12 protein-coding genes are annotated in these 13,671 nt (G+C 29.9%); 1 reads left to right on the plus strand and 11 read right to left on the minus strand.

The annotated features are described in order from the left end of the window. Positions 1 to 339: 339 nt before the first annotated feature. On the minus strand, positions 340 to 2,055 hold the full coding sequence (locus tag CDLVIII_RS25350; RefSeq protein ID WP_009172346.1) for a methyl-accepting chemotaxis protein: 1,716 nt from the start codon (positions 2,053 to 2,055) through the stop codon (positions 340 to 342). 792 nt (positions 2,056 to 2,847) lie between these two features. On the opposite strand from CDLVIII_RS25350, the gene CDLVIII_RS25355 reads away from it, so the two are divergent. After that, positions 2,848 to 3,435 carry a M56 family metallopeptidase gene (locus tag CDLVIII_RS25355; protein ID WP_035301927.1) on the plus strand — a complete coding sequence of 196 codons (588 nt, stop codon included), beginning with the start codon at positions 2,848 to 2,850 and terminating at the stop codon, positions 3,433 to 3,435. 335 nt (positions 3,436 to 3,770) lie between these two features. On the opposite strand, the gene dgoD is transcribed toward CDLVIII_RS25355, so the two are convergent. From dgoD to CDLVIII_RS25405, 10 genes are all read right to left on the minus strand, one after another. After that, a complete protein-coding gene (dgoD, locus tag CDLVIII_RS25360; RefSeq protein ID WP_009172347.1) occupies positions 3,771 to 4,916 on the minus strand; it encodes a galactonate dehydratase in 1,146 nt (381 codons plus the stop codon). 45 nt (positions 4,917 to 4,961) lie between these two features. Then, the gene (locus CDLVIII_RS25365) at positions 4,962 to 6,335 is read right to left on the minus strand and encodes a PTS transporter subunit IIC (protein WP_009172348.1); all 1,374 of its coding nucleotides are present in this window, start codon (positions 6,333 to 6,335) and stop codon (positions 4,962 to 4,964) included. Positions 6,336 to 6,374: 39 nt separating this feature from the next. Continuing rightward, a complete protein-coding gene (locus CDLVIII_RS25370; protein ID WP_009172349.1) occupies positions 6,375 to 6,653 on the minus strand; it encodes a PTS sugar transporter subunit IIB in 279 nt (92 codons plus the stop codon). Positions 6,654 to 6,655: 2 nt separating this feature from the next. Further along, the gene (locus CDLVIII_RS25375) at positions 6,656 to 7,129 is read right to left on the minus strand and encodes a PTS sugar transporter subunit IIA (RefSeq protein ID WP_009172350.1); all 474 of its coding nucleotides are present in this window, start codon (positions 7,127 to 7,129) and stop codon (positions 6,656 to 6,658) included. Positions 7,130 to 7,146: 17 nt separating this feature from the next. Further along, entirely contained in the window at positions 7,147 to 7,764 is a 618-nt protein-coding gene (locus CDLVIII_RS25380) for a bifunctional 4-hydroxy-2-oxoglutarate aldolase/2-dehydro-3-deoxy-phosphogluconate aldolase (protein WP_009172351.1), read from the minus strand. 59 nt (positions 7,765 to 7,823) lie between these two features. Beyond that, entirely contained in the window at positions 7,824 to 10,727 is a 2,904-nt protein-coding gene (locus CDLVIII_RS25385; RefSeq protein ID WP_009172352.1) for a sigma 54-interacting transcriptional regulator, read from the minus strand. A 456-nt stretch (positions 10,728 to 11,183) separates the two neighbouring features. Further along, complete coding sequence (locus tag CDLVIII_RS25390) at positions 11,184 to 11,618, minus strand: MOSC domain-containing protein (protein ID WP_009172353.1); 435 nt, start codon at positions 11,616 to 11,618, stop codon at positions 11,184 to 11,186. 8 nt (positions 11,619 to 11,626) lie between these two features. Next, the gene (moaC, locus tag CDLVIII_RS25395) at positions 11,627 to 12,097 is read right to left on the minus strand and encodes a cyclic pyranopterin monophosphate synthase MoaC (protein WP_009172354.1); all 471 of its coding nucleotides are present in this window, start codon (positions 12,095 to 12,097) and stop codon (positions 11,627 to 11,629) included. 4 nt (positions 12,098 to 12,101) lie between these two features. After that, complete coding sequence (gene moaA, locus CDLVIII_RS25400) at positions 12,102 to 13,058, minus strand: GTP 3',8-cyclase MoaA (protein WP_009172355.1); 957 nt, start codon at positions 13,056 to 13,058, stop codon at positions 12,102 to 12,104. Next, positions 13,051 to 13,671, minus strand: coding sequence for a molybdenum cofactor guanylyltransferase (locus CDLVIII_RS25405; RefSeq protein WP_009172356.1), 621 nt, complete (start codon positions 13,669 to 13,671; stop codon positions 13,051 to 13,053). The genes moaA and CDLVIII_RS25405 overlap by 8 nt, the downstream gene beginning before the upstream one ends.

The raw sequence follows: 13,671 nt of genomic DNA on the forward strand, positions 1-13,671 counted from the left end.
AAAGCAAGTTTCCCTTTTATATAAATTTCAATGATAAATTGCTATTACATTTAATATGGATAGATAAAGACTTATGATTTAAATTAGCAATATGGTAATAAAATTTATATAAATAAGTTAACTTGTTCTTTTTTTAATCCATTAGAATCCATTTTTTATACTAGTTAAAAATAAATATTTGATTGAATTCATCTAACACAAGATTTTCTTTAGATGATCACAAACTAAAATAACCCACAAAAATCTAAATTTTAGATTTTTGTGGGTCCTATTGTAGATTCGAAGCATAGCCTTTAAAATGAACTTATCTTATCTAAGAAATTATTGACTTTCAATAATTTATATTTTAAATTTTTGTACCAATTCATCCAAGTTTTGAGCTAACTCAGCTTGACTTTGAGTAGAGCTCGCAACTTCAGTTACTGCTTTTGTAATTTCACTAATACTAGCTAATACTTCTTCTGAACTAGCGGCTGAATCTGCAGCTGTAGCTGAAACACCTTCAAAAGCCTTATTCACCTGCATCACTGTCTCATTCATTTGTTTAGCAGTATCAAATATATCAATAGCCATATCGCTTACAAACTTTGCATCTTTCTCATATTGTATACCAGTATCCAATAACAAAGTGTAACTTGGCTTCACGTTATTTACCATATAATCTAATATGTCTTGTCCACTAGACGATAATTCATTAAAAGCAGTTCTTACTTGAATAACCATATTTTGAATTTTGGTTACAGCTTCAGAAGATTGTTCAGCTAATTGTCTAACTTCTTCAGCAACTACAGCAAAGCCTTTTCCTTGCTCTCCAGCTCTTGCAGCCTCTATGGCAGCATTTAATGCTAGAAGATTTGTTTGTTCAGATATACTGCCGATAGACTCCGCCATCAGTTTAACTTCTTCAACTACCTTCCCAGCTTCAATAGCTTTTATAATATTAAGTCTTTTTTCTTCATAAATTTTACCATTTTGTTTTATGTTCTCTGTAGCCTTTTCTTTTATTTCAATAGCTCTTTTATTTATATCATTACCAGATACTTTAGATTCTTCAGCCTTCTGCTCTAGGTTACTTGTATTCATTGCTATTTCATCCATCGAGGCTTGAACTTCTTGTGTAGTAGCACTTAAGTCTTGAGCTCCTTTAGCAATTGTCTCCGTAGCTTCACTAGAAGATTGCATCATTGATGATATTTCTTCAGTAGTAGCTGACAAATTTCCACTAGCTGAATTTATCTTTTCTACACTGTTAAATATTTGTGATATAAGTTCTTTTATATTTTCAGCGGCCTTATTTAGAGCCTTAGAAAGTCTTCCGATTTCATCTTGGCTGTCTAATTCTATTTCTTGAGTTAAATCTCCATCTCCAATGGCTTCAGCAAAATTTAGAACCTTATTTAAATTTCTTGCTATAACAATTGAGATAAATGTTCCAAGTGCTATAGCAAGTACTAATCCTAAAACTATAACAAATATTATTATATATAAAGACGAAGTATATGTATTAGCATCCTGCTTGTATGAATTAGCTGCTTTATCATCATTTGCTTGAATTAAAGTATCTAAGCCTTTAAATAAATTAGCTCTGGATGTAGCTATTTCAGTAAATCTAGTTTTAGATTTTTCAAAGTCCTGTGCATCTGCTAACTTTATAACATCACTATAGATAGTTCTAAAATCACTTAAATTACTTTTTATATCGCTAAAAGTAGTTTTTTGATCTTCAGTCAACAAATTTTTTTCATAATCATTAAGTATAGTATCTGTATCCGCAGCATAGTCTTGAATTTCCTTTTCTAATCCCGGATTTTGATTTTCCTTATTTGCTTGGTTTGAAATTTTCAATAAATCATATCTTATTTCTAAAGTATCTTGCTTAACTTTATTAATTTTCTGAATGGATAAGAGATTCTGATTATACATATCCTGAGCATTGTTCTTCAGAATCTGCATATTTCTTATTCCAATAGCGCCAACCAATACTATAAGCAAAGCTACAATAATGAAAGCTGGTATTAATTTTTTAGATATTTTTAAATTTTTAAACCAATTCAAAATAATTCCTCCCTAAAATTCTAATCATATGTAATTAAGTATATATACCATAAAAGTATTTTAGCAGAAAAACTAACAATTAAATAGTTATTTAATCATTTTATAACAAAATTAGATAACTTTATTATAATTAGCAAAGAAATTTATTACCTCTTTAAGTACTGAAACTGATTGGAGTCCTAAAACTATTCATTCACTCATTAGCAGATTAGTTAAAAAGGAAGCTCTTGGAGTTGATAAAAGTTGTGGTCAGCATAAGTTTTATCCATTAGTAGCAAAGGAAGAAAGAGTATTCTTTGTAGAAAAAATACACGAAGGATCTTTTTATAATATGGTTGTGAACTTTATAAACGATGATAAAATTTCTAAAAAAGAGATCGAAGAATTAAAAAAGATATTAGATGAAAAAAATTAAAAAGAAAGGCAGGTGAAGATATATTAACACATTAAAATTATTTGAAACATCATATTAATATCTATAATGGGGAGTATATTAGCTATAGGAATATTGTTAATAAAAAGTATTCTAAGGCAAAAGCTTAGTGCAAAATTTCATTATTATATCTGGTTTTTACTTTTACTTAGACTTTTAATTCCATTAAATCTAGAAAGTCCTCTAAGCATTCTTAATCTTATCCCTCCCTCTCACCAGAATAATATATTTAATGTGACTAAACAAAAATCGCCAAATTTTCAAATATCAATAACATTAATAAAAATCCTAGTTTTAATCTCGAATATAGTAATACTAATTCAACGTCCTTAAGATTTAATTTTGAAACTTTAGCTTTTGTGTGGTTAATAGGTGCGTGTGGGATTTTACTATATATTATTATTAATATACTACTTTGGGCTAAACTTAAAAATTATTCAAAGTGCGATAAGCAGGATATTATTATACTTTTAAACCAATGTAAATCCAGACTTAAAATTAATTCGAAAGTTCCGATTATTTATTACAAACATCTTAAATCACCCATGTTATCTGGAATAATACATCCTAAAATATTGATTTCTTCAGAACTTGTAGATAGGTTGTCAGAGGAAGAACTGAAATTTGTTTTTATGCATGAGTTAGTCCATATAGAAAGAAGTGATTTGCTAGTAAACTTTGTTTACATACTGATACAAGCTATTTATTGGTTTAATCCTATAATATGGTACTCAATTTATAAAATGAAACAGGATTGTGAAATTTCTTGTGATGCAACTGTGCTAAATGCATTGAACTTAGAAAAAAACAAGAAATATGGACATACTATTATAAAGATAATGGAGGTTATTTCAAAGCAGCTTACATCGAACAATATAGTAAATGAATCAGAACAAGACACTACAAAAATATCTGGCACAGAAAAAAGTGTTGTGAGAGCCTATTAGTGATAAAAATGGAGATATGCATTTTAAATATAAAGATGCTGCATTCATATCTATAATTTATGACTCAAATGCAAATGAAGTACAGGCAGTATATTTTTTAAAAGAGAATTTTCAAAGAAAATACCCACGAAAATGACCTGCTCCCTTTTTAGTATGAAGGAATCATATCATTTTCATGGGTTTTATAGTGGATGTAAAGTGTTAACTTTAGAATCCAACAATTATAAAATTTTATTTACTATAAGTTACTTTTTACTCTAAAAGAATCTATGAATTTTTCGAATAGATTCTTTAGTTTTATTAAAACTTAAAAATTGTAAGCTAAATTAAAAACTTTACCATTCAGCTTTTGTTCCATCATAGTTTTTCCAATTTGGATTAGACCAATTCAGTCCTTCCATTGCAACTTCTTTAACCTTGTCCTCATTAATAGTAAGCCCTAATCCTGGTTTTGTTGGTAAGTCTACAAATCCATCTTTATATTGGAATATTTCTTTATTTTCCACAAAGTCAAGAAGATCAAAACCTTTATTATAATGAATCCCAAGAGATTGTTCTTGAATAAATACATTGGGACTACAAGAGTCAATTTGAAGTGTCGCTGCTAATGCTATAGGGCCATATGGCGCATGCGGTGCTGCTGCTATATCATAGGCTTCTGCCATAGCAATAATTTTTCTTGTTTCTGAAATACCTCCTGCTAATGCAACATCAGGTTGTATAATATCAATATATCCACCTGCAAGCAAATCCTTAAAATCCCATCTTGTGTAAAGTCTTTCACCTGTTGCAAGTGGAGTAACCACATGTTTTGCAACCTCTTTAAATGCTTCTTTATTCTCACATAATACGACTTCTTCTAAGAACATTGGTCTATATGGTTCTAGTTCTTTTGCTAGGACTTTTGCCATAGGCTTATGTACTCTTCCATGAAAGTCAACACCTATATTTAAATCATTACCGAATTTTTCTCTAAGTGCTGCAACACGTTCTACTACTTCATCAATCTTTTTAAAATTATCTATATAATGAAGTTCTTCTGTTGCATTCATTTTTACTGAATCAAAGCCTCTATCTACACGGTCTTGTGCGTCCTTTACCACATCGCTTGGACGATCTCCACCTATCCAAGAATATACTTTTATTCTATCTCTAGCAGATCCACCTAATAATTCATAGATTGGTGCATTATAATACTTTCCTTTAATATCCCAAAGAGCCATTTCAATTCCAGATATAATTGTCATATTTATTGGCCCACTTCTAAAGAACACACGGAATAACTCCTGCCATATTTTTTCTATCTCCAACGGATTACGTCCCATAATTCTCTTAGCCATTTCTTTCGCACCAGCTACAACAGTTTCAGTTTTAGTACCTGATACCATTTCTCCCCAGCCTTCTAACCCATTATCTGTTGTAACCTTTATAAAAATCCATCTAGGCTTTACTGTATACACTTTAACATCTGAAATAATCATTTTTCTCTTCCTTTCTGAAAAAACAGTGTTATATTTTAACTAAAGTCATTCATTTACCGCTACCTTAGCTTCTAAAATTTCATTCCTTTTTTGATTTATTTTACTCATAACAACCCAAGTACCTGCTATAACTATTATTAGAATTGGAATACTTATAAACAGATTACTAGTGAATGCTATATATACTAAGTAACTTACTGTTAAGCTTGTTGCCGCAAAAGATGAAATAAAGCTTCCATCTGTTGAAAGGTTAAGACCTACTGAATTTGCAAGTTGAGTTAAAACAGGTGCTGTTGCTGTACCTGCTAATAGAATAACTCCAGTACATACAAGTCCCATAATAATGTTCTTAAATAAATTACCACGAGTTATGGCTACTACTAAAGCAACTCTAAATGTTACAACAGCTAAATCTGCAAATGGTAATACTCTGTTTCCTGGCAAAACTGCTGCCATTAATATAGTTAATGGAATAACAATTAGTGAAGTTGTAATAACATCAGGATTACCAACAACAACTGCTGCATCAAGCCCGATTAAGAATTTTCTTCCCTTAAATTTTTGTTGAGTAAACTTCTTAGCAGCTTCTGAGATTGGCATTAATCCTTCCATAAATAGAGAGGTCATTTTAGGTATTAAAATCAAAACTGCTGCCATATTTACACCTAATGAAAGAATTTGTGCATAAGGATATTTTGCTAAGAATCCAATAATACATCCTAAAATTAATCCCATAATCATTGGTTCACCAAAAAATCCAAGATATTTCTTAGTATCTTTCATTTCAAAATCAATTTTATTGATTCCTGGAATTCTATCCAAAAGCCAATTTAAAGGTGCTGCAATTATAATTGAAGATAAGGCTGACATAGTAGGAAGTGAAACCCCTGGGATTCCAAAATACTCTTCTACAAGTGGTGCTGTCCAATCTGACAATTTAAATGTTATTATTGCCATTATTACTGTTGCAGCAATTCCTAACGGAATATTATGTGTTACAAAATAAACCATTATTCCTACTATTGCCATATGATGATAATTCCAAATATCAACATCTAAAGTATCTGTTGCCTTTAAAATTAACATTATGATATTAGTTGCTAAAATACAAAATATTAAAATAGCTATAATTGGAGATGACCAAGTAACTGCTGCAATTGCACCCCAGCCTACATCGAGAATATCAAGTTTTATTCCAAAATTTTTAACCATAGCCTGAGCTGCTGGCCCTAAATTAGACTTCATCAAATTAATTACTAGATTTATTCCTGCAAAACCTATTCCTATTATAAGACCCGAACGAAAAGCCTTTGCTAATTTAACCCTAAAAATTACACCTATTATCGTGATAATTATAGGAAGCATTACAACCGCGCCTGCATCCATTATGGTATTAAATATGTTATAAATAATTTGCATATTTATATTCCCCTTTCACTTATACCTTTTATAAAATGATTATTTTAAGTGACTTATTATTTCATCTAATGTTTCTTCTTCTCCCATTCCAGTTAATAAAGATATTGCACCAACTACTGGAATATCAACGTTTCCACCAGTAAATTTTCCTGTTGTGACTAATAAGTCAAAATCCTCTGCTTTTGATTCCACTTCTAATAACTTACATTGTGTAACAGATACAGCAATCCCATTATCTTCACATTTTTCTCTAATTTTTGTTGCTACTACTGTTGATGTTGCTATTCCATTTCCACATGCTACTAAAATTCTTTTCATAATTATCTCTCCTCATCTAATAAGTATTCTGATATTATTTGATTGACTTTATTTACATCGTTACAAGATATTATCTTTTTTATACTATCTTGATTTTTGATTAAGTTAACAACTTTTTGAAGCATTTGTATATGTCCATGTGCTTCCTTTAATGCTAGCATTATGATTAAGCTGACATCAATTTCGTTCTCTGGTTCATCCATAGCTCTAAATTTTATTGGCTTTTTTAAAATTCCTACTGCAATTGATGCCTCATTAACAAAATTTACATCTGCATGAGGTATAGCCACATTAAGGCCTCCAGTAAATAAACCTGTTGGAAATTCAGCTTCTCTCTTTAAAATCGCATTTTTATAACCTTCTTTAACATGACCATTTTCATACAAATGATCTGCAATGACTGCTAATGCTTCATTATTAGTATTTAAATCACTTAAATTTATTATTAATGATTCATTAAATAATATTTCGCTCATATAAATTACCTCGTATTTTATTCTACATTGCTCTCAAAATATTGAATTGATCTTATAATATTTTCTTCATTTTCATTTAATATGTCATCTTTGTTAAAGATTCCAGAAGCAATCCCTGCAAAACTTGCTCCAGCTTTAAAATAGTTTAAAACATTTTCAGCATTAATCCCGCCAACTACCATTAATGGAAGTTTGCCAAGAGGTGCCTGAATATCAGATAAAAATTTAGTACCTAATGTTCCAGCAGGAAAAACCTTTACAATATCAGCTCCATCATCAAAACTTTTATTAACTTCTGTTGGTGTATAGGCTCCAGGAACTGATATGACATTATTTTTTTTGCATAAGTCTATTATTTCCTTGCTTAACATAACTGGAGATAATAAAAATGTTGCTCCAGCTTTAATAGCCTCATCAGCTTCCTTATAAGTTTTTACAGTTCCAGCTCCTACTTTAATTGAATCACCAAACTCATCACTAATTTTTTGAATAATACTTATTGAATCAGGAGTATTCATTGTGATCTCAACTGCTTTTAATTCTGTTCCTATTAAGTTTTTAACAACTGTTCTAATTTGAGAATAAGTATATCCTCTTAATATTACCGTTACTTTAGGAAAATCTTTAATCTCCATTTTTCATAGCTCCTTTCTTGCTTATATATAAAGCAAGAAGGATGCCATTTTTTGACCAATTAAGTATTTTGGCATAAAATCTTTAATATTTCTTCTTTTGTATTAGACTTGCGAATAGCTGAAATGCTCTGTTCATCATTGATGATCTTATATAGTTGTTCAAAATAATTTCTTGAATTTTCTTCAAGAGCTAATACGAAAATTATATCCACTGTATTAATTCCATCCCAGACAACAGGAGTATCCAATTTTGTAATAAATATGACTGGTTTTGTAACCAAGCTTACATCTCCATGAGGAATTGCAATTCCCCCTTGTAAAAAGGTAGTCATAAGCCCTTCTCTTTTATACACACTTAACAAGTATTCAGGCTTTACATATCCCTTGTTTTTCATAATTTCAATTGCATTATCCAAAACTTGATCTTTATATGTAAAACTTTGATTAATCGATATTAAGTCTGTTTCTAAAACCTCATATAAATTATTTTCATAAAAAACAGTTTTTTCCTTAATTATTTTTCTGAGGTATGATATTCCTTTTGGATTAAAGATACTCGACATAGGTATAAAGGAATAATTATTTACTTTAGGATCAATTGTTCCTACAATTGCTAAAATCTCATAATAATTTTCTATTGCACTAATAATACTCTCTACTTTCCTGTCTTCAATATATCCCCTTGTTATAATTTCAATATCTTTTAAATTACTTTCCAGTCTGCTTTTAAGATGGTTTTGTATTCTTTTTGCTGCGCCTTGTCCTGTAATACATAAACATAAAATAGCTTTTTTCTTTGGACTATCTATAGATTTAATTATTGGCGATGGATTTTCTTTAAGAGATAAATCTTTTGCGATAACTTCTAGAGTCTCCTCTGTATATAAAACCTTTCTCAAGCACTCAATTACCATCAAGGTATCTGTTCGTCCAACTACTTCTATATGAATTCCAGTTGCTTTTTCGATTGCATCCTTAAATCTAAGTAAAGATCCCATATCAGCTAATAATATGCAGCCTCTTCCTTGATCTATTTGTCTAACCATTTTAATAGTCTTTTCAAGCATAACATCGGGCGAATCTTTTAAATCCATTTCTAATCCAACTGCATGGTTTACTCCTATAATTGCATTTGCTACTTCGGCCATTCCACATGCAACTCTTCCATGAGAGATAACAATCAGACCTATTTTCCCTTTTTCAATTTCAACAGTACTTTGAAAATTCTTAAAGTACATTGCTAGAAAAGGAACTTCTTCCATAGGAATTTTTATGTAATGATTATTATTAATTTTTTCTATGATTTTATTTGCTATTATGCATTCCTTTTTTAACTCTTCTTTTATTACTGATAAATTAGTATTTAAAACTCTTTTGTGTTGTCTTGTCAAAGAAATTGCTTCATTAATATGTATAGCTAATGGAAAAATAATTGTATTTTTTAATCCTTTAATTTCCTTTTCAGCAAGTTCATACATTTCCTCACATATTTCTAAAATTTCTTTACCTACAATATTAGAAATTTCTTCATAGCTAAATCGTGACTCTTCAACTTTTTGTATATGCTGCAGCAAACTTTTTTCTACTTCTTGACTTAAGATATCATTAATATTCTCATCATCTATCCCTTGCTTTTTTAATTCTTCATATTTATCATCTAAATGCTTATAAATATTTTCATCATCTACCTGGTTTGCTTCCAATTTTCTATACGTCTGACTTCCTTCAGGCGAAACAACAATTTCTTCTGATATAACTGAATAATATTTATCTAACTTCATTTTCCTTTGATATTCAATCTTTAATGTTTCAGATAAATTTTCAAGATTAACAATTACTTCTTTAGATTTGTTTAACTTGCTTTCTAAAAAAGCCTTTGCACAACATACTTGAATGTCTGATTTAAGCTGACCAATGTTTCCTTTGTAATCAGAATCTAATAAACACTGCACAACTTCTTCCTTAATATACAAGCTCTTCTCTAGTCTCCTGCTTTCTACAACGAAAAAGTTCTTAATAAATTCCATTCTTTCTTCAACTGGACGTTCTTTTATCGATGGGATTTCAATGCTCATTGGTATTCTTCTGCGAAATGTTAATAGAAGAGAACTTTCAGGATCTTCTGTTGTGGCTGCAATAATCATTAAATTACTTTCATGCTGCGTATCTACTTCTCCTAATCTTCTAAACTTTCCTTTATCCATTAGGTAGAATAAGATTTCCTGACCTTCAGCTGGAAGCCTATGAATTTCATCTAAAAATAATATTCCTCCATTGCAAAGTTCAACTATACCTTGCTTATTTTCATTAGCTCCTGTAAATGCCCCCTTAGTATATCCAAATAGCTGAGCCAATAGAAGTTGTGGATTATCTGCATAATCTGCACAGTTGAACTCGAAGTAAGGAACATTCTTTCCAAAGTTCTCCGTTTTTAGTGCATATAAATGCATTAATTCAGCTAAAAAACTTTTACCTACTCCAGAAGGACCATAAATTAATGTATGAAGCCCATTTGGTGGATACATAATAGCTGCTTGTGCTTTACTAATTTGATTTTTTAAGCTTCCATTATATCCAATAAAGGAAGAGAATATGCTATCCTCCTCCTTTTCTAAATTTAGCTGTATACTTTTATCTTTAAATTTTTTTTCACTGTTCAAATCTTCTGTAGCTTCTATTTGCTGTCTCAATTTACTTACTGCATACTTTCCAATATTGTATCCCTTTTCATTCAGTAGCGCAGTTAATTTTCTATCTGATATTTTATCAAATTCGAATACTATATTTTTAATATCATTACTTAAAAATTGTCTTCTGCGTTCTCTCGAATCAAGTATAAAATTCTCCTTTCTTATCTTAGTAACTGTTTCCCTCAATATATTTAATCGTTCTGCTATTTCCTCGTCTGTTAATGGATTTTTTTTATCTTCGTTATTTATTAAATCTATAATTTTCTTATCCATGTTAAACTCCCCCACTAAAATATAAATTTTCAATATAATATAAAGATATTATTTATCTATTGAATTCCACCATTAAATATTTTCTATTATTATATCATGACTTTGTCATTAAATTCATGAAAACTGGAATAACCTACGAATATTAGATTTCTATAATTTTCGTAGGTTTCATGGTTAAGGTGATATACCAACTTGGAATCCATTATAAATTTTATTTTCGACTGCTCTCTTATTTTATATTGCAATTAATTAATTCAGAGTATAGATAATAACAATTTCATCTAGAAATATTTTTTCCATCATTCTCCGCCTACAAAATGCCATGATAGATAAGCTATAATGGCACTTAACCTACTTGCCTGACGAAAAATATACACATTGGAAGGAAGCATCTATGCCGTATATAAATAACAAGTCCAATGCTAGCTTTGGACTTGTTATTTTATTTCATATAACTTAATCTAAAATTTCTATAGAATCTCCTTCTCTAATAACTCCGCCTTTTATTATTCTTGTGAAAATTCCTTCTGTTGGCATAATACACGTGCCAACTTGATTTTTTATAGCGCAGCCTTTATGGCACTCTTTTCCTATTTGTGTCACTTCTTGAATTGTTTCTCCTATTTTTAATCTTGTCCCAACAGGCAATTCATAAAGAACAATACCTTCAGTTGTTATATTTTCTGCAAATTTTCCAGCTTCTAAGCTATCTACTCCCATTTTAATCATTTTATCTATGCTTTCCTTAGCTAATAAACTTACCTGCCTATGCCATTTTCCAGCATGGGCATCATCTTTTAAGCCATGCTCTTCTATAAAAATTCCTTCCTTTATAGGTGTTTTTATAACACCCTTTTTTTCACTAATATTTATTGATAATACTTTAGCCATAATTTTATCTAAATCTCCCTTATGTATTCTCCGCTTTTTCCGCCGGTCTTCTTTATTAATCTAACATTTTCTATTACCATATCCTTATCAACAGCCTTGCACATATCATATATAGTAAGGGCTGCAGTTGTTACAGCTGTTAATGCTTCCATTTCAACGCCTGTTTTCCCAACTGTTGAAACTGTTGCTTCAATTTCTATTTCTTCTTCACCTATATTAAAATTTATATCAGATCCTGTAATAAAAATATTATGGCACATAGGAATTAAATCCGAGGTCTTTTTTACGCCCATTATTCCACCAATTTGAGCAACTGATAAAACATCACCTTTTTTAATAAGGCCATCTTTTATCAAATCTACAGTTTCCTTTTTCATTTTAATTAATCCTCTTGCAATAGCAACTCTCTTTGTCTCGTCCTTTTCACTCACATTTACCATATGAGCTCTTCCTTTTTCATTAAAATGAGTAAATTCCATAAAATCAACCTCCAATTGCTGTCATTTCTCTATTAATATAATTTCCGTTCTCCAATTCATGTTCTTTTGGTTTGCTTTTAATAGTATCAGTAATTACTGTCTTTATATCCTTACCCTCTCTAAGCAATTTCTTTAAATCCACCTCAGAGTTTGAGTGAAGGCATGACTTTAGTTTTCCATCTGCCGTTAATCTTATTCTATTGCAATTTCCGCAAAACTTACATGATATAGGATTAATAAGCCCGACTTTTCCCTTTGAATTTGGAAGTTTATAATATCTTGCTGGAGAAGAAATATCTGCTGATTCTATTTCTATTAATTCTGACATCTTTTCTAAAACTGTATCATTAGAAATATATTTATTAGATGACCAATGCTTTAGAGTACCTATTGGCATAAGTTCTATAAATCTTATTTCTATATCCTCATATTTTGTTAAATTTATAAAGTCTTCTATTTCATTTTCATTAAAGTCCTTTATTAAAACTACATTTAATTTAATTGGAGTAAGCCCACTATTTTTAGCTGCTTCAATACCTTGAAGTACATCTTTGATCTTCCCTACCTTAGTTATCTGTGAATATTTTTCTTCATTTAAAGTATCTAAGCTTATATTAAGTCTATTAAGACCTGCATTTTTTAAATCTTTAGCATAATCTTTTAAGAGAATTCCATTGGTAGTCATGGCTAAATCCTTAACTCCTCCTATTTTACCTATACCATCAATTAACTTTAAAATATTTTTTCTTACTAACGGCTCTCCCCCAGTTATCCTAACTTTATCTACACCTAATTCAACAAAACTTTGAGTAATGGCTTCTATTTCTTCTAAAGTTAGAATCTCTTTATGCCACATCTTATCTATTCCTTTTTCAGGCATGCAATATTTGCATCTTAAATTACACAAATCTGTAACTGATATTCTCAGGTAATTTATTTTTCTGCCATATGAATCAAACATAATTTTCCTCCTGCTTATTCTTTCTATTATAACCTTTTAAATCTTCTTTTGAGTTAAGATTCATAAACATATCAAAAGAATAATCATATTTTTTTAAAACATTTTCTTCAATAAAAAGGGGCTCTATAATATCAATTAATCCCGCTATAGATCTTTTATTAAGTGTTATAAGTTTTTCAACTTCTGGCAATATATCTACAGAATAAAAAGCATTAAACGGCTCAAGCTTACCTTCTCTTTTAGCAATACAAGCATTTGCTTTACTATTAGTAAGCACTTTCTTCATATAACGGATATAATCTAAGTTTACATTCGGCATATCACAAGCTATAAAGTATACATATCTGCTTTTACTTTGTTTAATCCCCACATGAATCCCTGATAATGGTCCAAATTCTTTTATCTCATCGCTAATTATTCTAACTCCATCTTTTTTATAATCTTCGGGCTTATTTGTGACAATAATTATATCTTCGAATTCTTTACTTAGTTCATGAATTAACTTTTCCATAACTCTCACTTCATTAACTCTTAAAAACTGCTTATCAAAACCCATTCGTGAACTTTTTCCACCTGCAAGTATTACTGCTGTTTTAAAAACTTCCACATTCAT

It is taken from the genome of Clostridium sp. DL-VIII (genome assembly GCF_000230835.1).
Lineage (GTDB): Bacteria > Bacillota > Clostridia > Clostridiales > Clostridiaceae > Clostridium.